This is a genomic window from Rhizobium sp. BK491 (genome assembly GCF_014194925.1).
GTDB lineage: Bacteria > Pseudomonadota > Alphaproteobacteria > Rhizobiales > Rhizobiaceae > Rhizobium.
Window position 1 is genome coordinate 1,165,851 of sequence record NZ_JACIAR010000002.1, and the last position, 22,976, is coordinate 1,188,826.

24 protein-coding genes and 1 tRNA gene are annotated in these 22,976 nt (G+C 59.3%); 10 read left to right on the top strand and 15 right to left on the bottom strand.

Annotated elements, in window-relative coordinates:
• The first annotated feature begins 80 nt into the window (after positions 1–80).
• From FHX05_RS13585 to FHX05_RS13600, 4 genes are all read left to right on the top strand, one after another.
• Entirely contained in the window at positions 81–419 is a 339-nt protein-coding gene (locus FHX05_RS13585; RefSeq protein ID WP_041677339.1) for an integration host factor subunit alpha, read from the top strand.
• Positions 420–647: 228 nt separating this feature from the next.
• Complete coding sequence (locus tag FHX05_RS13590; protein ID WP_106997502.1) at positions 648–1,193, top strand: MerR family transcriptional regulator; 546 nt, start codon at positions 648–650, stop codon at positions 1,191–1,193.
• Between the two features lie 338 nt (positions 1,194–1,531).
• Positions 1,532–2,638 (top strand): porin, encoded by a 1,107-nt coding sequence (locus FHX05_RS13595; protein ID WP_112607227.1) that lies wholly within the window; start codon positions 1,532–1,534, stop codon positions 2,636–2,638.
• Positions 2,639–2,885: 247 nt separating this feature from the next.
• Positions 2,886–3,215 (top strand): hypothetical protein, encoded by a 330-nt coding sequence (locus FHX05_RS13600; RefSeq protein ID WP_069616257.1) that lies wholly within the window; start codon positions 2,886–2,888, stop codon positions 3,213–3,215.
• 79 nt (positions 3,216–3,294) lie between these two features.
• Here the strand turns inward: FHX05_RS13600 and FHX05_RS13605 are convergent, their stop codons facing one another.
• Positions 3,295–3,552, bottom strand: a complete 258-nt coding sequence (locus FHX05_RS13605; RefSeq protein ID WP_112337853.1) for a hypothetical protein — start codon at positions 3,550–3,552, stop codon at positions 3,295–3,297.
• 175 nt (positions 3,553–3,727) lie between these two features.
• Here FHX05_RS13605 and FHX05_RS13610 point away from each other — a divergent pair, with 175 nt between their 5' ends.
• Both FHX05_RS13610 and FHX05_RS13615 read left to right on the top strand, forming a co-directional pair.
• Positions 3,728–4,135, top strand: a complete 408-nt coding sequence (locus FHX05_RS13610) for a BA14K family protein (RefSeq protein ID WP_183872217.1) — start codon at positions 3,728–3,730, stop codon at positions 4,133–4,135.
• A gap of 86 nt (positions 4,136–4,221) precedes the next feature.
• A tRNA-Pro gene (locus FHX05_RS13615) sits at positions 4,222–4,298 on the top strand.
• Between the two features lie 36 nt (positions 4,299–4,334).
• Here the strand turns inward: FHX05_RS13615 and FHX05_RS13620 are convergent.
• Positions 4,335–5,030, bottom strand: coding sequence for a thermonuclease family protein (locus FHX05_RS13620; protein ID WP_183872219.1), 696 nt, complete (start codon positions 5,028–5,030; stop codon positions 4,335–4,337).
• 92 nt (positions 5,031–5,122) lie between these two features.
• Positions 5,123–5,515, bottom strand: coding sequence for a hypothetical protein (locus FHX05_RS13625; protein ID WP_246698908.1), 393 nt, complete (start codon positions 5,513–5,515; stop codon positions 5,123–5,125).
• Positions 5,516–5,755: 240 nt separating this feature from the next.
• Here FHX05_RS13625 and FHX05_RS13630 point away from each other — a divergent pair, with 240 nt between their 5' ends.
• Positions 5,756–5,968, top strand: a complete 213-nt coding sequence (locus FHX05_RS13630; protein ID WP_015339447.1) for a hypothetical protein — start codon at positions 5,756–5,758, stop codon at positions 5,966–5,968.
• A 222-nt stretch (positions 5,969–6,190) separates the two neighbouring features.
• Positions 6,191–7,213, top strand: a complete 1,023-nt coding sequence (locus FHX05_RS13635; RefSeq protein WP_246698909.1) for a PHB depolymerase family esterase — start codon at positions 6,191–6,193, stop codon at positions 7,211–7,213.
• Positions 7,214–7,335: 122 nt separating this feature from the next.
• Here FHX05_RS13635 and FHX05_RS13640 read toward each other — a convergent pair whose 3' ends face one another.
• From FHX05_RS13640 to FHX05_RS13665, 6 genes are all read right to left on the bottom strand, one after another.
• Positions 7,336–7,626, bottom strand: coding sequence for a helix-turn-helix domain-containing protein (locus FHX05_RS13640; protein ID WP_015339449.1), 291 nt, complete (start codon positions 7,624–7,626; stop codon positions 7,336–7,338).
• 64 nt (positions 7,627–7,690) lie between these two features.
• On the bottom strand, positions 7,691–8,923 hold the full coding sequence (locus tag FHX05_RS13645) for a glycosyltransferase (RefSeq protein ID WP_183872223.1): 1,233 nt from the start codon (positions 8,921–8,923) through the stop codon (positions 7,691–7,693).
• Complete coding sequence (locus tag FHX05_RS13650; RefSeq protein ID WP_183872225.1) at positions 8,920–10,182, bottom strand: O-antigen ligase family protein; 1,263 nt, start codon at positions 10,180–10,182, stop codon at positions 8,920–8,922. Before FHX05_RS13650 ends, FHX05_RS13645 begins: the two co-directional genes overlap by 4 nt.
• On the bottom strand, positions 10,179–11,735 hold the full coding sequence (locus FHX05_RS13655; RefSeq protein WP_183872227.1) for an undecaprenyl-phosphate glucose phosphotransferase: 1,557 nt from the start codon (positions 11,733–11,735) through the stop codon (positions 10,179–10,181). Before FHX05_RS13655 ends, FHX05_RS13650 begins: the two co-directional genes overlap by 4 nt.
• Positions 11,736–11,811: 76 nt before the next feature.
• Positions 11,812–12,957, bottom strand: coding sequence for a glycosyltransferase family 4 protein (locus FHX05_RS13660; protein ID WP_112410622.1), 1,146 nt, complete (start codon positions 12,955–12,957; stop codon positions 11,812–11,814).
• 12 nt (positions 12,958–12,969) lie between these two features.
• Positions 12,970–13,545 (bottom strand): polysaccharide biosynthesis/export family protein, encoded by a 576-nt coding sequence (locus FHX05_RS13665; protein WP_112337566.1) that lies wholly within the window; start codon positions 13,543–13,545, stop codon positions 12,970–12,972.
• Positions 13,546–13,737: 192 nt separating this feature from the next.
• Between FHX05_RS13665 and FHX05_RS13670 the strand changes: the two genes are divergently transcribed.
• The gene (locus tag FHX05_RS13670) at positions 13,738–15,993 is read left to right on the top strand and encodes a Wzz/FepE/Etk N-terminal domain-containing protein (protein WP_183872229.1); all 2,256 of its coding nucleotides are present in this window, start codon (positions 13,738–13,740) and stop codon (positions 15,991–15,993) included.
• Here the strand turns inward: FHX05_RS13670 and FHX05_RS13675 are convergent, their stop codons facing one another.
• Together FHX05_RS13675 and FHX05_RS13680 are read right to left on the bottom strand one after the other, a co-directional pair.
• Positions 15,994–17,244: a GNAT family N-acetyltransferase gene (locus FHX05_RS13675; protein ID WP_183872231.1), complete on the bottom strand. Its 1,251-nt coding sequence runs from the start codon at positions 17,242–17,244 to the stop codon at positions 15,994–15,996.
• A gap of 135 nt (positions 17,245–17,379) precedes the next feature.
• Positions 17,380–17,589, bottom strand: a complete 210-nt coding sequence (locus FHX05_RS13680) for a DUF2842 domain-containing protein (protein WP_015339457.1) — start codon at positions 17,587–17,589, stop codon at positions 17,380–17,382.
• Positions 17,590–17,701: 112 nt separating this feature from the next.
• On the opposite strand from FHX05_RS13680, the gene FHX05_RS13685 reads away from it, so the two are divergent.
• Positions 17,702–18,805 (top strand): COX15/CtaA family protein, encoded by a 1,104-nt coding sequence (locus FHX05_RS13685; RefSeq protein ID WP_183872233.1) that lies wholly within the window; start codon positions 17,702–17,704, stop codon positions 18,803–18,805.
• A 23-nt stretch (positions 18,806–18,828) separates the two neighbouring features.
• Here the strand turns inward: FHX05_RS13685 and FHX05_RS13690 are convergent, their stop codons facing one another.
• The 4 genes from FHX05_RS13690 to FHX05_RS13705 form a co-directional block, all read right to left on the bottom strand.
• Positions 18,829–20,139 (bottom strand): DUF2778 domain-containing protein, encoded by a 1,311-nt coding sequence (locus tag FHX05_RS13690; RefSeq protein WP_183872235.1) that lies wholly within the window; start codon positions 20,137–20,139, stop codon positions 18,829–18,831.
• Between the two features lie 416 nt (positions 20,140–20,555).
• Positions 20,556–21,488 carry an N-acetyl-gamma-glutamyl-phosphate reductase gene (argC, locus tag FHX05_RS13695; RefSeq protein WP_112410617.1) on the bottom strand — a complete coding sequence of 311 codons (933 nt, stop codon included), beginning with the start codon at positions 21,486–21,488 and terminating at the stop codon, positions 20,556–20,558.
• 137 nt (positions 21,489–21,625) lie between these two features.
• The gene (gene speB / locus FHX05_RS13700; protein ID WP_183872237.1) at positions 21,626–22,579 is read right to left on the bottom strand and encodes an agmatinase; all 954 of its coding nucleotides are present in this window, start codon (positions 22,577–22,579) and stop codon (positions 21,626–21,628) included.
• Entirely contained in the window at positions 22,560–22,937 is a 378-nt protein-coding gene (locus FHX05_RS13705; RefSeq protein ID WP_183872239.1) for an antibiotic biosynthesis monooxygenase, read from the bottom strand. The genes speB and FHX05_RS13705 overlap by 20 nt, the downstream gene beginning before the upstream one ends.
• Positions 22,938–22,976 lie beyond the last annotated feature (39 nt).

Sequence of the window (22,976 nt, forward strand, 5' to 3'; positions counted from 1 at the left end):
CAAGAGCTTGACCGTTCGGCGCAACGGCAATAGTCTCGCAAAACTTGAAGAAGATTACGCAGCAAAATGGGCGGGGAGCTATGACGGGCAAGACAGTGACGCGCGCAGACCTGGCGGAGTCGGTATTCCGGAAAGTCGGTCTCTCCAGAACGGAGTCGGCGGAACTCGTCGAGACTGTGATCGATGAAATTTGCAACGCCATCGTGCGTGGAGAAACGGTAAAGCTCTCCTCGTTCGCGACATTTCAGGTGCGCGACAAGAATGAGCGCATCGGCCGCAATCCGAAGACCGGTGAAGAAGTGCCGATTTCCCCGCGGCGTGTCATGACCTTCAAGGCGTCGAACGTTCTGAAGACCCGTATCCTGAAGGCTCATACGAGCCGCAAGGCAAAGACCAAGCCGGCAAATCCCGCCTCCTGATTATCCTCGCGATTTCGATTTCGGCCGGCTACATGCCTTGTGACGCCGTCGTTTTAGGCCGATCTGCTTGCCGATTTGTCGCAAGCTTGTGTAACGGCTGAATATCTGACTTGAATTTCCTCCGCCAAACCGTTGAAATATGGTGAGTCGTATCATCGAGCGATACGAATGCCGAAATCCGCTTATGTGTGATCCGGCTAAACGGCACCGCATGTGCAGTGTGGGAGTATGATGATGGACAAGAGCCCGGATGCGTTCCGCACGATCAGCGAAGTCGCGGAAGACCTTGATCTGCCGCAGCATGTCCTACGGTTCTGGGAGACTCGGTTTCCGCAGATAAAGCCGATGAAGCGGGGCGGCGGCAGGCGCTATTATCGCCCCGAGGATGTCGACCTGCTGAATGGTATCCGCCATCTGCTCTACGATCACGGCTATACGATCAAGGGCGTCCAGAAGCTCCTGAAGACCAATGGCAACAAGTTCGTAATCGCCGTCGGGCATGGCGATCTCGCCAGTGTGGAAGCGCTTGCCGCTGCGCAGGAGCCCGCCGCCGTCGAGCCCCGCGTTGCCTCTGCCAATTCCGAGGAAGATCAGATCGTCGGCCGCGCCAAGGCGCCGATCAGCCGCCGCTTCTTCAATTTCGTCAGCGGGGACGACGGCGTGCCGGATGTTTCCATCGGAAAATCGAGTGTCGGCAAGGAAGATCGCGCTTTGCTTCAGGAGACGCTTTACGATCTTCTGGAATGCAAGCGCCTTCTTGACCAGGTGCGATGAGGCTGGCAGCTACGCTGGATTGCTGCTGAAGCATATTGCCTCTTCCAAATGACATTCGAGAACTGTGGCGATGGAGTTCATGCACGCATTGGATGCGCGCAAGCCGGTGGTTTTCTTATCGCGAAGGCTGAGTGACATTATTGTCACATCACTCCCCCTTCTGCGCCGTAAAAATTAGTTCGTAAACCTTATTAACTTGATGAGTGGAGATCACAGGTCCAGTTTGGCGGCGAAGCTTATGGCTTCGCCCTGTTTTGAGGGAACAGTCAGGCCATGGAGGGGCACGTTGTTGTATGCCGGGAGACTCCATCTCTGACGAATAGTCGAATGGAGATATCATGAACATCAAGAGCCTTCTTCTTGGCTCCGCCGCTGCTGTCGCCGCAGCAGGCGCTGGCCATGCCGCAGACGCCATTGTCGCCGCTCAACCCGAACCGCTTGAATATGTCCGCATCTGCGATGGATACGGCACAGGCTATTTCTATATTCCCGGCACGGAAACCTGCCTGAAGATCGGCGGCAAGGTTCGCACCGAGGGCGAGTGGTATGACGCTTACAATCCGCGCAGCAGGGTCGGCACCCTCTGGCACGAGCGTGTCGAGCTCAATGTCGATACCGCGACCGACACCGAATACGGTCCGCTGAAGACCAACACCATTTTCCGCTGGGAGTGGAACGATGGAGGCGCAACCAACTCCAAGCTGCTGTTCGCCAATATCAGCCTCGGCGGCTTCACGGTCGGCAAGCTCGACTCTCAATACAATCTTTACGTGGGCTATGCCGGTGACGTCGTCAACGACGACGTGATTTATGACGGCCCGTACGAGCTCAATCAGTTGACCTATAAATACGAGCCAGACAATGGCTTCTCGGCTGTGATCTCCCTGGAAGATTCCAATTCCACCTCCGACGGTGAGGCCTCTTACGGTGCCGGCTGGTGGACGGATGACAAATCCAACCACTATGCTCCCGACGTCGTTGCCGGCCTTGGTTACAAGGCAGGCAACTGGGGCATCAAGGTTGTCGGCGGCTATGACTCGATCGTCGAGGAAGGTGCCATCAAGGCTCGTCTTGACGCCAAATTCGGTGGCGTGGAAGCCTTCCTGATGGGGGGCTGGAATACGGACGGCGACAAGCTGAACAAATATGCCGGCACCAACCAGGATATCTCGGCCTGCACGAAATCCAACGGCACCGTCAATGCCGCCAAATGTGGCTGGGGTGACTGGGCAGTATGGGGCGGCGTCGGCGTCCCGATCAACGACAAGCTGAAGTGGAACCTCCAGCTTGCCTATACCGAGTCCAAGATGTTCGAGGCGACCACGAACCTCAAGATCTATCCGGTGAAGGATTTCCTGGTCGAGCCGGAACTCACCTATGTGCATTACGACTACATCAAGGATGACACGGTCGCCGGCATCCTTCGTTTCGAGCGGAACTTCTGATCGAAAACGCTCCCCGGCCTGGATAGTGCGGGCCTGCTAATCGGAGATGGGCCTCGTCATCCAGCGAGGCCTTTTCATTTTGTGCTAACCCGCTATCCCGCTGTTAAGCACGATACGATCTCTGCGTGCAGTTTTACCATCATTCGGCGGATTTTCATCTTATGCTTGGTGGGGTCGGCTTGCTAAAGCTTACCTTTAGCTGTATTTCGCTTTCCCTAGGGTTGTATCTAAAATTGCCGGAGGGAACATGCGCATACGTGCCACAATGGCGGCGAGTCTCGTCGCTATATCGACCATTCTATCGAGCTGTCAGACACCGCAGGAATCGGCGATGAATGCGGAAATGACCTGCCAGTCGCAAGGGTTCCGTCCGGGAACGCAGCGTTACAATCGCTGTGTCGGCGCGACTTATCAATCCAATCGCGCCCAGGCGCAACAGGCTGAAAACCAGGCCGCCGCTTTGGCTGCCGCCGGCATCATCGGCGGCGTTCTCGTCGGCGCCGCCGTCAGCGACAATCACCACCATCGCGGCTATTACGGCCGTCCCTATTATCGCCGCTGCTATCGCTGCTGGTAAGTGTGATCTTTATCCGCACCATGCCAAGCTCCGTCAGCTCGCGCTGACGGAGTTTTCACGTCCGGGTCACAGCGGGCGGTTAGTCTGGCGGGCTCATTTCCTGGCGGTTGACGAGCTTCACGCTTCGGTCCGGCTGGACGATGTAGGTTTCAAGCACATCCTGGCCCCACTGGTTGGTGAAATGGTGCTGGAATTGCGAGCCGGGGGGTGAAAGTGTCAGCTTCATATGCGGTTGGCCGCCGTAGGTGATGCTGCCTGGAATGGGCTGCACCGTGTCCGTTGTGTTGCACGCGGCAAGCAGCGGTGCGCATATGATGAGAGCTAAGAGGGGCTTCATTGCCTTGACTTTCCGCGCACTTCCCACCTTGCGCAATCTGTCGCGCAACAAAGGCGGAAGGGCATCTATGAGAGTGGCTTCAAATCACTATATAGACATAATGACGGCGTGCTCCGCAGCAAGGTTTGCATGCAGATTTACTTCGCAGCGCCGCCGAATTTCGAAGGAGTCGCATATGTTTACGATTGCCAGATCGATAACTGCCGCTGGCTTTGGTCTTTTACTGGCGGCTGGCGCCGTCATGCCGGCGAATGCCATCACCATGCCGGCCCTAACCGTCCTTGCAACCGAACAGCCTGAGATCATCCAAGTTCGCGATCACGGCCACGGTCATGGGCATCATCACCACCATAATCGTTGGCGCAGCGGCCACCGGCTGCACGGCTCGGACAGCTATTATGACGACGATTCGGACAGCGGCGTGCTTTTCAAATCGTTCGTGACCGGCACTCTGTTTAACGGCCAGCGCTCGCAGAGCTATTACGGTGCCTATACGCGTGACTGCGCAAGCCGCTACCGCTCCTATCGCGCCTCGGATAACACTTATCAGCCAAGCCATGGACCGAGGCGGCTGTGCCGCTGAACGGCAACTTTTTCTGAGCAGGCCGCTACTTTTCGCTTGCGTCGGGAAACGCTAAACTCTAAACGAAACAAGCCGTTTCGGCAGGTCGGGGCGTAGCGCAGCCCGGTAGCGCACTTGACTGGGGGTCAAGGGGTCGCTGGTTCGAGTCCAGTCGCCCCGACCATTTATCTCCTTGAACTCCCAATCGAATTTTTGAAAATCAGCTACACCAGGATGTCGCCTGGCCGGTCCAGCGGCGTGCGAAGCCTTCCGACACCATCTGGTCCCCGAGCGAGCGCCCTGCGCGCATGGCAATGCGCAGCTTGCCGCCATTCGGGTCGTCGCGGCGGTTGCTGCCGGAAAGCACGAAATTTCCATCGTTGAGAATGGCCTGCAGGCGAAGCCTTGCGGCCACGCCTCGCTGCTTTTCGCTGGGGCAGCGCGCGGTACCGGCATCCGGGACGTCGATATCGGCCAGCTGGATTCTGATGCCGTCCTGCCAGAAAGTATTGCCGTCAACGACGCAATTGGTCCCGGAGCCGGCGCCGCAAAGCACGAAGCGGCCGCCGGACTGGGCTCGCAAGCTGGGTATGGGCCGTTCGACCGGTATCTTGTTGACCAGCATCGCCACCGGAATGGCGGCGGGCGGCACTGGCAGGGAAGATTCGGCTCGAGGCTCGGGTGTGATCGCTGCCGTCTTTATCTGCGGCTTCGCAGCCGGCACCGGCGCGTCCCTAGCCATATGAGGCATGCCGGCAACTGCTCCGGCATGCGCCAGCATCGACGGCATATCCTTGCGATGCTCATAGGCGTAGAGGCCGGCTACCGTTGCCAGGCCGACAACGCCCCATAGCCACATCGAATTGCCCGCCTTGGACTGCGGCTTGCGCCGCGTGCGTCGTTTCGCTTTCGCCATGGTATCGTCCCTCAATTGCGAGGGGGATTATCGCCGCCATTTCTTACCGATCCGTTGGCTTTGGCGGAGATCATGAACTGCGATGGGCAAGGCTACTTCGCGGCCGCTGTCGGCGCCTTCAGTTTCACCGACATCGTCACCTGTCCATTGATGGAAAGTCTCGTGCCGCGATTGTCGAGATTGTTGACCGCGCTATTGCTCGACAGAGCACTGATCTCGCAGGCATCCGCAATGGTGTCGAGCAGGGTGGCGCAGCTGCCGGCCGCAATCTTGTAGAAGGATTTCAAGGCCTTCTCCTGCTGCTCCTCGCTGTCTCCATCCGCCACCGGATAGGAAATCGATATTCCGGATTGAACGGAAATATATCCTTCGGGCGGCTGGCGAGGATTGCGTAGGGGAAGGTTTGAGAAGTTTTGTGCGACGGCGGGCAGGGCCATCGTTGCCAGCGTCGCGCCGAGAGCGGTCCGAATCAGAAATTTGGTCATCATTGTGCCTCCGTTTTTCCGCTTGTCGCATAAGCAGATAAAGGCTCGGTGATGCCATAACTTAAAATTGTACCTTCGCTCGACTTTCCGTAAAATTTGCGAATCAGAAATACTTCGCGCCGAAATGCTTCCTTGCCAACCCAATACGCAAGGCGCATAGTCCAGCCTTATCGTCGGAAGTGAAACGGGTGCCGGCGAAGTACTGCGTGCTTTTGCCCGAACGGACAACGAGACGCGCAAATGCTGGACACACCTATACATCCACGAGATCTGCCGCTGTTTTCAGACGATCTGGACCGTCTCGAGAAGGTACTGGACACCGTCTGCAAGGACCGTGGCATGAACCCTCGCAGCCTTGAGGCAGAGCGCCTCGGCGCGCTGATCATCCAGCTCTATCGCCAGGGCGTGAAGGATGACGCAAAGCTGCTCGCCCTTGCGCGGGCTTATTTCTGACACAGCTGCGGTTTTTTATGGCCGAAAATCTAATCGATTTAAGCTGATTTCACATAGCTGCAATGATGCATTGTGCCTGTTCTAGGCGGACAAGGTTCCTTATATTTGCTGCATTGCACAAAGAGATTCGATTTCTCGATATCACTGATTCTGGAAAGGAACAGTGCGCGTCAGCCGGCAGCGGGATAATACCGATCGCGGCTGACGTGGATGGAAAGGTCCATGATGAATTTTAAAGTTCCGAGCCGGCTTCGCCGCCTGCTTGTCGATTCCGCTGAGCTGCCGCGGCTCCAGTTTCCGATGACGCAGCCGCAATCTCAGCCGGCACGCCGTCGTGTTTCCACACGTCCTTCCGCCCAGCGGCTGACCGAAGTTCTGTGGTTCGGCCGCAATCCCGGCAATCTGCGCATGCTCGAATATGTGCCGCCTGGTGTGAAGGGGCCGATGCCGCTCGTTGTCGTTCTGCACGGCTGCCATCAGAATGCAGAGGATTTCGATCGCGCGAGCGGCTGGACGGCACTTGCCCGTCAGCATGGGTTTGCGGTGCTTTTTGCAGAGCAAAAGGCTTCGAACAATCCCAATCTCTGTTTCAACTGGTTTCGCCCGAGCCTGGTCACGCGCGATCGCGGTGAACTTGGCTCTATCAAAGAAATGATCGATTTCAGCCGCCGTCTGCATGCGATCGACGACAGCAGGGTTTTCGTCATGGGCCTCTCGGCTGGGGGTGCTATGGCCGCCGCATTGCTCGCGACCTATCCGGAGCTGTTTGCCGCGGGTGCCATCATCGGCGGTCTGCCTTTCGGCGCTGCCCGGGACGCCATGTCCGCGCTCGACGTTATGAAGCGCGGCTCAAGCCGCCCGGCCGAAAAGTGGGGCGAGCTTGTGAGCGAAGTGTCGCCCGATGCCGCTCGCTTTCCGGTCGTTTCCATCTGGCATGGCGACGCCGACGAGGTGGTATCTTTTGCCAATGCGGAGGCCTCCGTGGCGCAATGGCTTGCCGCACGCGAGCGTCCGCGCACCAAGGGTCGACTGCGTCTCTTCGAGGGCGGCGAACGGCGCGAGTGGCGCGACGATTACGGTCATCTGATTTTGGAACTGGTGACGCTGACCGACCTCGGGCATGGCCTGCCCGTCGGCTCGATCGTTGAAGGTTGGGAACCGGCCAACGATACTGAACGCTACATCTTGCCGGCTGCTCTGTCGGCGCCTGAAGAGCTTGTCAAAAGCTGGAAGCTTGGAGCCTGAGGCAGATAAGCGAAATCGTGCAGCTGCCTTACGTCTGGAATTGCTAGAAACAAAGAGGTCAAGCGGTTCGGAGCCTGCGCGAAAAGCTGATCCGCTCTGGAGGTCGCAACGTGCCTCAGCCCTCAATCGTCATTGGTGGCATTCAGGTTCTCAGGCCGAATGCCATCATCGTCGGACCAGTGCTTGAAGCGAATGCCGGGGCCGCCCGGGCCGTCGCTGCCACCAGCGAGGAAAATCACGCCATGGTTCTCGAGGACGGAGCGGATTGCCGCAAGCGCTCTCATGTCCGCCGAACTGCCCTCTGTTTCCAAGGCTTCGATCGTCGAAGCCGGTAGTTTGCTCTCACTGGCAAGCGTCTCCACCGTCAGTCCGAGCATGGCGCGCGCGCCGCGCAATTGTGCTGAAGTAATCATGAGTTAAGTCTATCGCATCGGCTCGAAAAGCGGAACCGATTTCGCACGAAAATCCGATGCGAGTTTAGAGGGCCGACGCGCTTTTCTTCCGGCCTTTGATTGCATCGCTAAAGTGGGAACTTGCCAGTTCCAGCGGGGCGGGGAAGGGTTGACCGAGCAGGTCGTAATAGATCTTCTCGGTCGCATGGGCCATGCCGGCAAGCGTATAGCCATCCTTGCGGCGACGGGCTTCAGCGGTAAAACTTGCAAGCCGTGCCGGGTCAGCAAGCCTCGCCATCGCGGCCGCCAATGCTTCAGGATCATCGCTGTTTGGCACGATATACCCGTTTCTGCCGTGTTCCAGCACCGTGCGCGCGCCCCCGACATCGGCGAGCAACAGCGGCTTGCCTGCGGCAGCCGCTTCCAGCATCACATAGGACATAGCTTCATAGCGGCTGGGCATGACGACGACATCGACGGCGTCTATGGCGGTCACACCACGTACGCTGCCATCGATGCGGGCACGATCTTCAAGCCCGGCTGCCCGGATCATCTCTCTTGTTGTATCGGCGAGCTCGCCGATCCCGATCATCAGCAGATGCGCTTGCGGTAAGTGGGGTGCTATCCGCGCAAAAGCTTCGACTAGGCGCTCCGGCGCCTTCTGTCGCGTCATCCGTCCGACAAAGCCGAAGAGCAGGGCGTCCTGTGGAATGCCATAGCGTCTGCGGATGGCCGTCCGCTGGCTGATGGGCCGCGCATTTACGCCGTTGACGACGACGCGCAGTCGTTTTTCCGGGATGCCGAGCGACAGGGCATGATCATATTCGTCCTGGGAAACGCAGATCAGCCGATCCGTCAAAAAAGTCCCGAGAAGACGCTCGATGCCGCCATAGATCAGGCGGCCTTTCGAACCTAGCGTCGGGTCCATGGTACGAAAGGCATGCGGTGTGTAAAGAACAGGCACATGCCGCCCCGGCAGCCGCAAGCGCGTGAGAGCGCCGGCCTTGGAACTGTGACCGTGGATCAGATCGAACGGCCCGTGAATGGCGGCGAGCTTGCGGAGCTGCCACCATGCCGTCAGGTCCCAGGGGCCGGGAGCGCGCCGCATGGCAAGCGGAATGACATTGTCCAGGCCCATATTTTCCAGCTCAGCGACGAAGGCGGGCTCGGCACGCACCGGGGAATAGATGGCGGTCAAGAAATGGCCGCGATGCTGCATGGCCCGGCACAGATCGAGAAAATGTCGCCCGGAGCCGCCGCCGCTCGGTTCGAGAACCTGCAGCAACGACAGGCGTTTGACGTTGGTGCGAATGTTCACCGCGCAGCTTCCCTTCTGCTCAAGTCACGCTGATATTTCTGCTCCAGGGCGCCGCAGCCCCAGACGATGCCGATCAGCATGTAAAGATGGCGCCAATGGTCGGTATCGATGACGTTGCCGATGCCGACATGGCCGAGAATGACGATCCAGGCGATCATCAGGTAGGGCTGCCAGGGACGCTCCCTCAGCAGGTTGCGGAAGCCGATATAGATGGTCCAGCAGATCATGCTGACCCAGCAGAAGAAGCCGAGCCAGCCATAGGTCGTCAGCGTCTTCAGCCAAGTATTGTGCTCGTCTTCTTCGAACATCTGGCCGAAAACCAGCGGCCCTATGCCGAACGGCCGCTCCATCGACAGAGAGAAGCCCAGACTATGGCGCTCGAAGCGGCCGAGATGTCCGCCGTCATATTCCTGCACCAGCTGCAGGCGCGTGGAAAACAGGTCGCTGACCTGCGGAAACTGCAGCGCAATGACGAGCAGGACGACCATGAGGATGATCGCCGTCAGCGACATCACCAGGATGCGCAGCCGGAACTTGTTGCTGCGGTGCTTCAACAGCATGCAGAAGATCAGCATCGCCGAGGAGAAGGCAAACAGAGCCCAGGCTGCGCGCGAAAAGGACAGGAAGATGCCGAAGGCCAGGACGAGAAGGCATGCCGCCTTGATGGGGGCCTTTTTCAAATCGCCGATCAAAAGGCCGTGGACCAGATAGAGACTAGGTGCTGCCAGATAGGGCCCGAAGACATTCGGATCCTGGAAGGCGCCCTTGGCACGATCATAGAGGGTAAAGATGTCGAAGCCCGGAACGGCATGAAAATAGCCGAGGATACCGAGGCTGGCAGTGATCAGCGCCGCCACCACCCACGTATTGAAAATCAGCTTCAGCCGTCGTTCGCTATCTTCGATGATGGCCGCGTAGAAGATTGAGCTCAACGCGAGGAAGGTGGAAACGGCAATGTAGATGGGGCCACCGAGATGGTTACCGGCGGCGAGGTCATGCATCTGCGTGATCGAGAGCATCCCGCCGACATTGAACGTCAGGAACAAGGCCAGAAGCGGCGCGACGCTGCGCGAGATTTTCAGCCCGAGAATGAACCATGTGCCGATCAAAAAGGCGAGCCACAGCTCGTAGGGCGCGGGTTCCGCGATGACGAAGCCCGACAGGAATACGCCCACAGCAACGCTCGCCGTGCCTATCAGTCGCAATGCAACAAGCTGCGGCTGCGCGACGCGGGGTGATGGCAGGTCGATCGCGCTCAATATGCATTTTCCGTATTGAGCAGACGGAATGGCGTCAGGAACAGGATTTTCAGATCGAACAGCAGCGACCAGTTCTCGATATAGTAGAGATCGTAGGCCGTGCGGAACTTGATCTTGTCGTCGCTGTCGATCTCGCCACGCCAGCCGTTGATCTGCGCCCAGCCAGTCACGCCCGGCTTTACGCGATGGCGCGCGAAGTAACCTTCGACCACGTCGGCATAGGTGCGGTTATGGCTGGCGGCAAGCACGGCATGCGGCCGCGGGCCGACGAGCGAGAGGCTTCCGAGCAGCACGTTGAAGAGCTGCGGCAACTCGTCGATCGACGTCTTGCGGATGAAGCGGCCGACGGGGGTCACGCGCGGGTCGTTCTTGGTCACGGCATTGCGAGCCGACGGATCGCTCATATGCGTGTACATCGAGCGGAACTTGAACACGTTGATGATCTCGTTGTTGAACCCGTGGCGCTTCTGCATGAAGAACACTGGTCCCCTCGATGTCGCCTTCACGGCAATCGCAGCCCCCAGCATGATCGGCCAGACAAGGGCGAGCGCGACCACGCTGAAGAAGATGTCGAAGATGCGCTTGGCAACGCCATCCCAGTCCCGGATCGGCTTGTTGAAGATGTCGAGCATCGGCACGGCGCCGACATGCGAATAGGCGCGGGGGCGGAAGCGCAGCTTGTTGGCATGCGCCGCCAGTCTGATGTCGACGGGCAGCACCCAAAGCATTTTCAGCAATTGCAGAATGCGGTCTTCGGCGCTGATTGGCAGCGCGATGATCAGCATGTCGATGCGCACGAGCCGCGCGAACTCGACCAATTCCGCTACCGTGCCGAGTTTCGGATAGCCGGCCACCATAACGGGAGAACGCTTTTCGCCGCGATCGTCGAAGATGCCGCAAATACGGATATCGTTATCAGGCTGATGTTCGAGGGCGCGAATGAGCTCCTTTGCCGGTTCACCGCCGCCGACGATGACGGCGCGCCGTTCCATGACGCCGTTGCGGGCCCAGTGGCGAATGCCATAGGCGAAAAGCAGGCGTGCCACGAGAAGGAACCCTGCGCCGGCTGCGAACCACAGACCGAGGAGGGGGAGAGAATAGATATTATTGATGTCGAACGGGATCAGGGCGATGACCATGACCGCAAAGGCCGCCGCCCAAGCCCCGAGAATCCTGTGCAGATAATGGTGAGGCGAGCGCAGAACCGGGATCTGATAGGCATCCGCAATCTGCAGGAAGGCAATGGCGAGGCCGCAGAGTGCGAGCGTCACCACACCCTTGGAGAGGAAGGGATGATTGCCCGATGTGCCGAAAAGGAGAATTGCAAGCCCGAATGCGAGCAGCGATAGAAATTCGAACAACCGGTATTGTCCGACGATGATGGACGGGGACTGGTTGGTTTCGCGAAACTGTTCGGCGATTTGGCGCGCATAGATATTCATTCCGCCGGGACGATCGCCCGGCGTTTCGCCGGCACCGCGCGTGCGGATTTCCGAAACCTGCTTGCGAAGATTGTCCAAGTTGAGCTGCTCGGACTTTTCGGTAGTGTTCATGACAGCTTATCCGATCGTTATCGGACAAGGCCTACCAGATATCAGCTAAGAAACACTTACAACACTTAGCTGTATTCTAACCGTCGCTATCCAGGCCAAGTATATTTTGATACAGGTGCAAAGTATCCCGTGCCATGGCTGAGGCGGAAAAAATCGATCGGATCGTCCCGATATCGGGCATGTTGCGAGCGCCCCATAGCGGTTCTGTGATCGCTTCAGCCATGATGCGTGAGAGGTCGTCGGCATCTTCCGGTTTGGCGAGTGCGGGACTGTTATCGCCAAGCGCTTCCGCAACGCCGCCGACCCGCGAAGCAATCACGGTCTTCCCGGCTGCGAGTGCTTCCAGAACGATATAAGGCATGGCTTCGGCGCGCGAGGGAACCACGACATTCTGGGACACCGCAAAGGCTTCCTGCACGCGCATGGCCGGCAGCATTCCAATTCGGTGACCAAGCCCCCGCTCCACCATCATCCGGTGATATTTGTCTCTGTCCGGCCCGTCGCCGATCATCAGAGCGGAAAGCGGCCTGCCGATCCGCCGTTCCGTTTTCGCAAAGGCGTCAACGAACAGATCGGGACCTTTGAGGTCCCGCAGCATGCCGATATAGACGAAGTGCACGGAGTCCGATCGTGTCGGTATGATGCGGAAATCTCTTTCGCTGATGCCGTTATAGATCATAACCGAGCGGGTGCGCGGTTTGCCGATCTTTGCTTCATAGGTGCGGCGTTCGAAATCGCAAATGAAGATTAGCCCGTCGGTCAAAAATTCCAGCATCCGTTCCAGACTATGGACAAGTACGCCCTGGAAGGAGCGACGGGGAAAATGCAGGCTTCCGCCATGCGCGGTGTAAAGGCGGGCTACGCGATACCTGTTGACCCGCAGGATCGAGCCGAGAACGCGCGCAAGCAGGCCGCCCTTGGCGCCGTGCCCGTGCAGCACATCTGGCCGCAAACTCTTGATTTCCTTGTAGCTGCTCCAAAGTGTCGTGGCATCCGTAAGGGTAATTTGCCGCCGGATCGGCAGGCGAACGATGCCGAGAGCGAGGAAGGGTGCTATGTCGTCGAACAGGCGATCCTCATGCTCACCGCCCGTCAGGCTGTCGCAAAGTATGCCAACCTCATGCCCCGCCTTGCTCTGTTCCTCCGCCAGATCCCGGACATGGCGGAAGACCCCGCCGACCGGCGACCTAAAGCAATGAAGGATTCGAAGCGGTCGGGTCATGAGCGGTCGCGGTTAGAACAACCGCTCTCTGACATAGATGGTGTCGCCCGCTAGCACCGGATCGGAAATGCCGACCCGTCCAGTCATGACATGACCGTTGATCTTGCGGGTGACATCCGCGTTGGATTGGTTGGCCCGGCTGGTGAACCCGCCTGCGACCGCGATGGCATTCTGGATGGTCATGCCCGGCACATAGGAATATTGGCCCGGCTGGCCGACTTCACCCATGATGTAGACGGAGCGATAGCGGTCGATATCGATGGTGACGTCGGGATCGCGAATATACCCCTGGCGAAGTTTCTGCGCGATCTGGCCGGAGAGCTGCTGCAGCGTGCGACCGCGGGCAGCGACCTGGCCGATCAGCGGGAAGGCGATATAGCCGGCTTGGTCGACAGTATAGGTGTTGGTCAAGCCGGCTTGGTCGAACACGGTCACGCGCAACCGGTCGCCGCTATCAAGGGTATAGGGCTGGATCGTGGCCTCATTGAAGGCCTTGGGAGCCGGTTGATAGGTGTTGCAGCCGGTGAGCGCGGCGCTCACGGCAGCCATGCCGAGTGCAAGGACAATCTTTGGCTTTGCGAAGGGCATTTCGCGCTCATTAGAAAGGGAAGGACACTGCTGTCGTTATCGATCCGTTAGGGTTAACGGTCGGTAAAGAGCAAATGAAAATCCGGGAAAAAATTAGCGACATCAAAAATAATGCTGGCGAAATACTATTAACGCTTGGGTTACTATAGTCGTTTACGATTAATTCCGGCTTTCTATTACGGAGTTTTGCATATGTCCGGTGTCAACAGCACCCAGCAGGATGTGGACATCGATCTCGCTCAGCTCTTTCGCGCTGTGTGGCAGCGGCGGGTGCGTGTCATCGCCATCACGCTGGCCGGCGCGTGCGCGGCATTTGCGATTGCCAAGGTCATGGCGCCGGAATATCGCAGCGAAGCCCGCATCCTCATCGAGCAGCGTGCGCCGGCCTTCGCAACGACGACGTCTGGCAATGATGCCGGTGCTGGACCTCTGCTGGACGAGCTGAACATTGCCAGCCAGGTGCAGATCCTGCAGTCGGCAGATCTGGTGAAACAGGTCATTACCAATCTCAAGCTCTACGATCGGCCGGAATTCGCCGCCGGCAACAATAGTTCCGCGATCTCGGATATCCTGATCAAGCTGCATCTGAGACAGCCGGCGGCAGATAAGGCACCGGAAGAACGGATGCTGGACGCCTTCACCAGTCGCCTGCAGGTCTATCAGATCAACAGCTCGCGCGTGATCGGTATCAGCTTCACGTCTCGCAATCCGGATCTTGCTGCCAGCGTGCCGAATGCCATGGCGCAGGTCTATCTGTCGATGCAGAGCGGAGCCAAGCTCGATTCCAACAGCGAGGCGACCCGCTGGCTGGAGCCGGAGATCGCCAAGCTGCGCGACAAGGTCAGCGAGGCCGAAAAGAAGGTTGCCGATTATCGCTCCGCCAACGGGCTTCTGCAGACCAGCCAGAACAGCAATTTTGCCACGCAGCAGCTTGCAGATATTTCGACGCAGCTGGCGCAGGTGCGCGGCGACAGGGCCAATGCTGAGGCGAGGGCGCAGGCGGTGCGCAGTGCGCTGTCCAGCGGCCGCTCCACGGATACGCTTGCCGATGTCGCGGGATCGCAGACAATTCAGCGGCTGAAGGCGACCCAGTCGAACCTGGAGTCACAGATCTCCGATCTCTCCACGACGCTGATGGATGGACATCCGCGACTGAAGAGCCTGCGGGCGCAGCTCGCCGATATCCGTCAGCAGATCGAGCGCGAAACGCAGAGGATTCTGGCAAGCATCGAGAATGAAGCGAAGGTGGCGCAACTGCGCGAGCAGCAGCTCCTCGCCCAATCCAACACGCTGAAGGCAGACAGCGCCCGGGCAGGGGAGGACGAAGTCGGCCTCAACGCGCTGGAACGTGAAGCTACGGCCGAGCGGCAATTGCTCGAGACCTATCTCGCCCGTTATCGCGAGGCGGCCTCTCGCGTCGACAAGAATTCCAGCCCTGCAGATGCGCGCATCGTTTCCACGGCGGTTGAGCCGGTCGATCCGTCTTTCCCGAAGGTCGGCCCGATCGTCGTCGTCGCAACTCTTGCCACCTTTCTCCTGACGGCCATCGTCATCATGCTTTCGGAGCTGTTCAGCGGCCGCGCGTTGCGGCCTGTCGGTTCTGCCCGCAAAGAAGATGTCGCCGTGCTGGAGATAGCGAAGCGTGCTCAAACCGTCCCCGCGCCGGCTCCGGTTCGGCCAGTCACGCGAGCAAGCAATGTCGAGGCGCCCACAAGCATGCTCTCGGTCCCAGCAGAAGAGATCCCGGTTCAGGTCGCGAACACCGCAGTTGCTCCGGAGGCAGCAATTGCCTTGGGTACCGCAATCGCTCCGGATCACGAGCCGAAGCAGGCCGTCCAGGCTGCGGATGAAGAGGAAGATTTCTCCATTCAATCCGTCGCCGACTATCTGATCGACAGCGGCTCGAGACTTGCCATCGCCATATCTCCGACCGGTGATAACGGTTCGACAGCAACCGTCATGCTGGCGCGGACCATCGCCGATGCAGGCTGCCGCATCGTGCTGGTCGACATGACCGGCACAGGATGCCCCTCGAAGCTGATGGCCGAACACGACGAACTTCCCGGTGTAACCGATCTGCTATGCAGCGAAGCGGCCTTTGGCGATACGATCCATCCGGATCGCCTGTCGGATGCCCATATCGTGCCCCAGGGCATGAGCGATCTTGCGCGCGCCATGCGGGGTGCCGACCGCCTGTCACTGATCCTCGATGCCCTGAACTCGGCCTATGACATCGTTCTGGTGGAATGCGGGGCGGCCGAGGTCTCCGGTGTCGCGCGGCTGACGCGCAGCAAGGAGACGGAAATCGTCCTCTCCATGCCGGAGCCGGATGAAAGCCAGTTCATTGCAGCCATGACGGAATTCCAAAAGGCCGGCTACGAACACATCATCCTGATGTCCGGCTGGCGCGAGGAGCACGATCCGGATACGCGCCGGGACGCCGCCTGATCAATCTGTGTCGCCGCCATCATCCGCTGGCGCGCCAGCTGCATGTCTCGCCCGCAGCCGCTGGATAAGGGAATAGAGCCTTCTATTGGACTTGATCGCCACTTTCGTTCGCGTCATGCTCCGGCTCGCCATTGCCGCAAGGCGTCCCACGCCTGAGACCGGCAGGAAAAGATCATGCTGCACAGTTTCCATTGGACACCAGGAACGCTTGTAGGTCTGGTCGCCGATGCCGAAGTCGAAGAGGGCGACGCCTTCGCGATGCAGCCGCTCGATCATCAGCCAGAACAGCAATTCGCCGGGGCTTGCGTCAGCAGCCACAGCCTCGTCGATGGAAGCAAACTGGCAGATGACGTGGTCCCCCTTGCGGGAGAGGGCGGCGATGGCTGGAATATGGCCCTCATGCTCGCCTTTCAGCCGGAGCGCATGCATCTGAAGTGTCGCGCCGATGCCATCGCTGTGGCGTCGGTGTAACATGGCGTGCAGCGCAGCCTTGATCCGGGCATCCTTGAACGCGTCAGGCAAGCCGGCATCCTTGAAGCGGGTCGCCTTCTGTCGGAAGAAAAGATCGAGAAGCGCATCTTGCTGGTCGGGACCGGCAATCAGATATTCATAACCGCCTCTTGCGTCGAGAAGCCGGCTCTGATGCTTGAACTTCTTGCGACGGCGCTTGGCATTCACCTGCTTCAGGCTCGCTTCGAAACTGCCGAGGAAGGGCAGCTGAAAAGCACGGTTCTGGTTTTCGATCGTCGTCAGCGAGGCGAGGGGGCTTTTGCGCCCCCGCCATTCGAGCGGGATATTGCGCAGGATGACGACGTCCACCTTGCCGCGCAAAGCCGCGGATATGGCGTTCACCTGAACGGAGGTCAGTGGACCGTCCGCCAGGAGCCGGGCTGAAAACAGACCGGTATTAATATTGTTGTGGTGGCCTCCGATGAACTCGGCCCGTCTTATCCCGTGACTGCGGATGATCTCGAGCGGCAGGATGAAGGCGACGTGATTTCCGATGGAGCCCCTGACTATGGCGAGAGGGCGTTTGAGGTTCTCCGCCCATGCTGCACACCAGTCATAGCTCTGATGCAGCGAGTTAAGGTCGTCCTGTTCCAGCGCGCGCCATTCGGCTTCAAGCGGTGCTATGCTGTCGAAGACGTCGACCTGCAGATGAACGGTGGGCGCAGGCTCCATCTCGATCGACGCAATCTGCTCACCGGCTGCGGCGGTGATGCTGGCGATATCTCGCGTCTGGGTCTGCATCCGATCTTCTCCGCTCCGGCGGTATTCGGACGCAGTCTGGCGGCCAACGGCTTATTTTTGGCTTAATATGAGACATTCGCGCGGGATAAGGCACGGATCAAGGTTAGCCTAATGTAAATCGCGTCGGGGCGAGCGCTATTGCGGGCGTGGCCCGGCCATCCACTTGATGATGCCCATTGCCGGCAGCACCCAGATGATGCCGCTGAGAAAGAAATACAGGAAATGTACCCAGCCGGGTTGATCTGCGAGCGTTCGCACTGCAACGATCATGGCGACGATCGCATAGATTGCAACCAGCAGCACGAGCAAGATCATGCCAATGAATTTGCGCAGGCGAAGGGGCACGGGGTTTTCTCCTCATTATGACAACATGCCGCGACGGCATGCCGCAAACTCCCGGGACTTGTTTTGCACGCCCCTATCGGGCAAATCAACAGCCTGATCGAAGGGAGAAGCCATGGCTGCCACTAATTTCACGACCGAACAGGCAATTTTGAAGGAAGTGGCCCGTCAGGACCGCAATCGCCGCGCCATCCGCATCTGGCTCGCCTGCGTGCTTCTGGTTCTCTTTGCTCTCGTGCTGGTGGGTGGTGCGACGCGCCTCACCAATTCCGGCCTGTCGATCACGCAATGGCAGCCGATCCACGGTGTCATCCCGCCGCTGAATGCGCAGGAATGGCAAGACGAATTCGATCTCTACAAGCGTATTCCGCAATTCCGGATCCTGAACAAGGATATGACGGTCGAGGAGTTCAAGAGCATCTTTTGGTGGGAGTGGGCGCATCGCCTGCTGGCGCGCACCATCGGCGTCATTTTCGGCCTGCCGCTGCTGTTCTTCGTCCTGACCGGCCGCGTCGAGCGCAAGCTCTGGCTGCCGCTTGCCGGCATTTTCGTGCTCGGTGGCCTTCAAGGTGCGATCGGCTGGTGGATGGTCTCCTCGGGGCTGGAAGCACGCACCGACGTCAGCCAGTACCGGCTTGCCACCCATCTCGTCACCGCTTGTCTGATCTTTGCCGCCTGCATGTGGTTCATGCGCGCCCTGTCGCCGCATTCGAACGAGCCGCCGCCAACTCGCCATTCGGCAAAGCTCGCCGGTTTGATCGCCTTCATGGCCTTGTTTCAGATCTATCTTGGCGCGCTCGTCGCCGGTCTCGATGCAGGCCTCAGCTATAATACCTGGCCGCTGATGGATGGAGCCGTCGTGCCCAGCGATCTCTTCATACAGTCACCGGGCTGGATCAATTTCTTTGAGAACCCGAAGACGGTCCAGTTCGTTCACCGTCTCGGTGCCTATGCGCTCTTCGTGGTGGTCGCCATCAATATGATCATCTCGCTGCGCGTCGCGGCGCAAACGACGCATGCGCGCCGGTCCGTCGTTCTCTTCGTGCTCGTGCTGATCCAGGCGATCCTCGGCATTTCGACGCTGCTGCTGCATGTGCCGCTGGATTTGGCCCTGGCGCATCAGGCCGGCGCCCTGATCGTCTTCGGCTTTGCGATTGCCAACTGGCGCGGTTTCTATGGTGAACTGCCGCGCCAGACATCGATCGTCGTGAGAGATTGAGGCGCTTTGCGCCTCAAATCCGTTTAGCGCGCGGAAGCGACACTTGCCGCCGACGACATCCGCGAGACCACTTTCAGCCGCTTGATTTCGCCGCGACGGAAGGCGGCGAGGAAGCGATTGTAATCCTTGAAAACAACGCAGCCGTTCGATTCGCCACGGCCGCCTCTGAGCATGTATGTGTGAGCCAGCAGGCCGTCGCGGCCATAGACGCGAGCGCCGCCTGAGGGTGTCAGGCGCAGTGCCTGCACGCCGTGAAACAGGCTTTCCCGGTAGGTCAGGTTATAAGTTTCCGGCGGCGTCGGGCCGGTGTTTTTGCGATCGACATAGCGGGGATTGTCACGCATGTGGCCGAGGCCGGAATGGGCCTCGAGGCGCTCGCCGCTCGGCAGATAAACTGTTTTCGCCTCGATATCGTAGATCGCCGTGCCTGGTCCGGGGCTGATGGCGGCAAACGGATTAATGAAGGGCTTCGCCTTGCGAACGGAACTGTCATCCGGATCGGCATAGGCCATCATGCGTGATGGCGGCTGTGCGGTCGTTTCGCTTCCCGTTGCCCTGGCGATGGCGCTTGTGGCGCTGGCCCGTTGCACGGGCGTTTCGCGGGCCGGGCGCGTCATGGGAATGACGTTCAGCACGGCTTCCGCCACTGCAATGTCGGCGTCTTTCGCAGGCACCGGCTTTGCTTCCGCTATGGCGGGCAGGCTGACCTCAGGAGCCGCGGAAGCAACCGCCGCTGGCTCTTCCGTGGTTTTCAGCGGGCCTGCGGCCGGCATCAGGGCGGCTGCATATTTTGCCGGACTCAGCGATTGCACTGCGGTTGCGAAATTGATCGCGATCACCTTGCGCAGATGGTCAATCGTCTCAGGCGAAGCCGCGGCTACTTCGAGACGGCCGCTCTTGATGCTGGCGGCCGCAATCTGAGCCTGCTTCATATCCGACGTCTGCTGTGCGAGTGCGTATGCGAGTTGCGCACGAACCGCATCCGTCCTGCCAGCTTTCGTTTGAACCTCTGCAGCCGCGACGTTGCCGAAGCGGCTTTGCCCATGCAGCGAAGTGGTCTGGCTCGCATAGCGGGCAGGGTGGGCCACGTGGCTTTGCGGAACGATGAAGGCTGATGCTCGCGGCGCCAGGAAGCTGTCGGTCGATGTCGCCGCGCCGGGAAGCGACAGTACCATCGATTGCGTCGTCATCAGCGTCGCAGTGACCCAGGCGAACGCCGCGACTGCGACGCCGGTGGCTAAGGTGCCGGGACGGATGCTGAGGGATTTTTTCGATCGCGAGGCGTAGCCCGAGCGCGAATTGAAGTTACCGAACGTTTCGGTCACGAACGCCATGATACTCGTTATCCAACCTACACAGACACTGAACCGGCTCAAGAACGCACACGTGCCCTAACGCGAAAATCGCGTTCGGTCGCCAACTTGCCGGCTGTCTGGAAGCATGCCGAATTATGGTAACCAATTCCTTTACGATGGCTCATTCTTGGATATTCATTGAAAAAAGGGATAGTTTTAACGCCCCACCTATTCGGGCAAGCAAAGCCGTTAAAGAGCAAATCCGGCCGACAATTGGTCGCAAGCCCAACGGTTGTTCACTTTTCCGTGTAGGTTCCGCTAATTTAGGGCAACGGCAAAAATAAGGCCGAGTACGGCAGCGGAGCCTAAATTGCGCAAAACTGCTTTTGACGTGAAAAGGCCCGGCCTGAATAAACAGGCCGGGCCTATCGAATTTCAATCCGCGTTGGACTGAGCTACGCGCTCAGCATCAGATCCATGTTCTGTACGGCTGCACCCGATGCGCCCTTGCCGAGATTGTCGAGCAGGGCAACGAGATTGACCTGCGCTCCGCCCGGCGTGCCGAAGACGAAGAGCTTCATCGTATCCTTGCCGGCGAGCTCGACGGCGTTGACGCGGGGCAGGGCGCGGCTCTCATCGAGCGAAACGACCTGAACGATATCCTGACCGGCATAATGCTCGACGAGCGCGGCATGAATGCTTTCCAGCGTCGAGCCTTCTGCGAGATCGCCGAGATGCAGCGGCACCTGCACGATCATGCCCTGCGGGAAGCGGCCGACGGAGGGGGAGAAGATCGGCGCGCGCTCCAGCAGGCCGTGCGTCGTCATCTCGGGCACATGCTTGTGGGTCAGCGGCAGGCCGTAGAGGAAATGCGGCGCGGTGATCGCATCCGGATGGTCCGGATTTTCCATCTGGGCGATCATCTGCTTGCCGCCGCCGGTGTAGCCGGACACTGCATTCACCGTCACGGGATAGTCCGTCGGAAGGATGCCGGCGGCGCGTAGCGGCCGGATGACGCCGATCGCACCCGTCGGGTAGCAGCCGGGATTGGCGACGAAACGTGCTGCCTTGATCTTGTTGCCCTGGTTGCTGTCCATCTCGGCAAAGCCATAGGCCCAGTCTGGATGGATGCGGAAGGCCGTCGAGGTGTCGATGACGCGGACATTGTTGTTGCCCGCCACCATCTTCACCGCTTCCTTCGACGCGTCGTCGGGCAGGCAGAGGATGGCGATGTCGGCGCTGTTCAGCATGTCTTCGCGCATGGCGGCATTGCGGCGTTCGGCTTCGGGAATGGACAGCAGCTCGACATCGCGGCGGTCGGCCATGCGCGTGCGGATCTGCAAGCCCGTGGTTCCGTGTTCGCCATCGATGAAGATTTTCGGTGCCATCTTATTCCTGCTCTTTCAATAGGTTGAGAATGTTTCCGGACTCAGTTTGCCATGCAGTTGATTCAATTTCATAACGGCCGCTTCGGGAGCGGCAGGGCGACTTTCGAAAACCGTGGCGCCTCTCCCGAAATCATGTCTCAGCGACCGCTTGCACGTCGTTCGGCGTGGAGACCGAGCATATACATCGCCACGGTCGCTCCCGCAATGGCGGTGATGTCGGCGTGGTCGTAGGCAGGCGACACTTCGACGACATCGGCACCCCTGATGTCGAGCTGATGCAGGCGCTGCAGCACCGATAGGATCTTGGCGCTGGAAGGGCCTCCGGCGACCGGCGTTCCCGTGCCCGGAGCAAACGCCGGATCGAGGCAATCTATATCGAAGGTCAGATAAGTCGGCGCGCCCTTGATATGCGAGATAATCGTCGAAGCGATGTCGCCGGCGCTCATATCCTCAACCTGATGGCCATGGAGGAGCTGGATACCAAAATCGTCGGGCGCATGTGTGCGGATGCCGATCTGGATGGAGCGGTCGGGATCGATCAGCCCGTCGCGTACGGCGCGAGCGACGAAGGAGCCATGGTCGATACGCCTGCCGTCATCGAACCAGGTATCCTGATGGGCATCGAACTGCACCAACGCCAGTGGCCCGTGCTTGGCGGCATGAGCCTTCAACAGCGGCCAAGTGACGAAGTGATCGCCGCCGAGCGTTAGCAGGAAGGCGCCGCTGTTGAGGATCGCCGTCGCCTGTCTTTCGATTGCAGCGGGCGCATCCTGATGATTGCCGTAATCGAGCAGGCAGTCGCCATAGTCGATGACGGCCATTTCGGCGAAGAGATCGCGGTTGAATGGATATTGCGGATCGTTGTCGAAGATCGCGGAGGCACGACGGATCGCCTGCGGTCCGAAACGCGTTCCCGGCCGGTTCGAGGTGGCGGCATCGAAGGGAATGCCCCAAACCACGGCATCGACACCATCAAGCGATTTGGTGAACCGCCGTCGCATGAAGGACAACGCGCCGGCAAAGGTCGGATCGCTGGCAGCCGAGGTCAGACTTGCCGCGGTGAAGGCATGGTCAATCGATGTGCTCGGCAAGGGCCTCTCCTTTACTTGCATGAAAGTCGTAGGCCCGTTCTATCCTGCCTATACGTACCTTGTATTCTTCGTACCAGCGCTCGCGGCCGAGTTTCTGCGCGGCCAGATGCGACACGACGTTCTTCCAGGCGAGGATGCTTTCCTCGTCACGCCAGAAGGAGTTGGTGATGCCGAAGCCGCCAGGCTCCCTGACGCTCTCAATCCCAAGAAAGCCGTCCTGTGCCCTGGCCAGTTCTTCCATGCGGTCGCCCATGGAACCATAGCCGTTGTCGCCTTCGGTGCGGAGCGACGCGAATGTGACGATGTAATAGGGCGGCTCGGGAGTGGCCGCGAAACGCGATGAAGTACTCTTGCTCATGGTGTTTCTCCGGAGAGCGGTCAAATCTCCAAATTCGGG

Bases quoted from the DNA above. Each gene is read 5' to 3' on its own strand.
- FHX05_RS13655 (WP_183872227.1), bottom strand. From the start codon at position 11,735: ATGAACACTACCGAAAAGTCCGAGCAGCTCAACTTGGACAATCTTCGC.
- FHX05_RS13705 (WP_183872239.1), bottom strand. From the start codon at position 22,937: ATGAGCAAGAGTACTTCATCGCGTTTCGCGGCCACTCCCGAGCCGCCC.
- FHX05_RS13660 (WP_112410622.1), bottom strand. From the start codon at position 12,957: ATGACCCGACCGCTTCGAATCCTTCATTGCTTTAGGTCGCCGGTCGGC.
- argC (WP_112410617.1), bottom strand. From the start codon at position 21,488: ATGGCACCGAAAATCTTCATCGATGGCGAACACGGAACCACGGGCTTG.
- FHX05_RS13690 (WP_183872235.1), bottom strand. From the start codon at position 20,139: ATGGCGTTCGTGACCGAAACGTTCGGTAACTTCAATTCGCGCTCGGGC.
- FHX05_RS13630 (WP_015339447.1), top strand. From the start codon at position 5,756: ATGCTGGACACACCTATACATCCACGAGATCTGCCGCTGTTTTCAGAC.
- FHX05_RS13600 (WP_069616257.1), top strand. From the start codon at position 2,886: ATGCGCATACGTGCCACAATGGCGGCGAGTCTCGTCGCTATATCGACC.
- FHX05_RS13610 (WP_183872217.1), top strand. From the start codon at position 3,728: ATGTTTACGATTGCCAGATCGATAACTGCCGCTGGCTTTGGTCTTTTA.
- FHX05_RS13635 (WP_246698909.1), top strand. From the start codon at position 6,191: ATGATGAATTTTAAAGTTCCGAGCCGGCTTCGCCGCCTGCTTGTCGAT.
- FHX05_RS13595 (WP_112607227.1), top strand. From the start codon at position 1,532: ATGAACATCAAGAGCCTTCTTCTTGGCTCCGCCGCTGCTGTCGCCGCA.
- FHX05_RS13620 (WP_183872219.1), bottom strand. From the start codon at position 5,030: ATGGCGAAAGCGAAACGACGCACGCGGCGCAAGCCGCAGTCCAAGGCG.
- FHX05_RS13685 (WP_183872233.1), top strand. From the start codon at position 17,702: ATGGCTGCCACTAATTTCACGACCGAACAGGCAATTTTGAAGGAAGTG.
- FHX05_RS13605 (WP_112337853.1), bottom strand. From the start codon at position 3,552: ATGAAGCCCCTCTTAGCTCTCATCATATGCGCACCGCTGCTTGCCGCG.
- FHX05_RS13640 (WP_015339449.1), bottom strand. From the start codon at position 7,626: ATGATTACTTCAGCACAATTGCGCGGCGCGCGCGCCATGCTCGGACTG.
- FHX05_RS13590 (WP_106997502.1), top strand. From the start codon at position 648: ATGATGATGGACAAGAGCCCGGATGCGTTCCGCACGATCAGCGAAGTC.
- FHX05_RS13665 (WP_112337566.1), bottom strand. From the start codon at position 13,545: ATGCCCTTCGCAAAGCCAAAGATTGTCCTTGCACTCGGCATGGCTGCC.
- FHX05_RS13585 (WP_041677339.1), top strand. From the start codon at position 81: ATGACGGGCAAGACAGTGACGCGCGCAGACCTGGCGGAGTCGGTATTC.
- FHX05_RS13670 (WP_183872229.1), top strand. From the start codon at position 13,738: ATGTCCGGTGTCAACAGCACCCAGCAGGATGTGGACATCGATCTCGCT.
- FHX05_RS13625 (WP_246698908.1), bottom strand. From the start codon at position 5,515: ATGACCAAATTTCTGATTCGGACCGCTCTCGGCGCGACGCTGGCAACG.
- FHX05_RS13675 (WP_183872231.1), bottom strand. From the start codon at position 17,244: ATGCAGACCCAGACGCGAGATATCGCCAGCATCACCGCCGCAGCCGGT.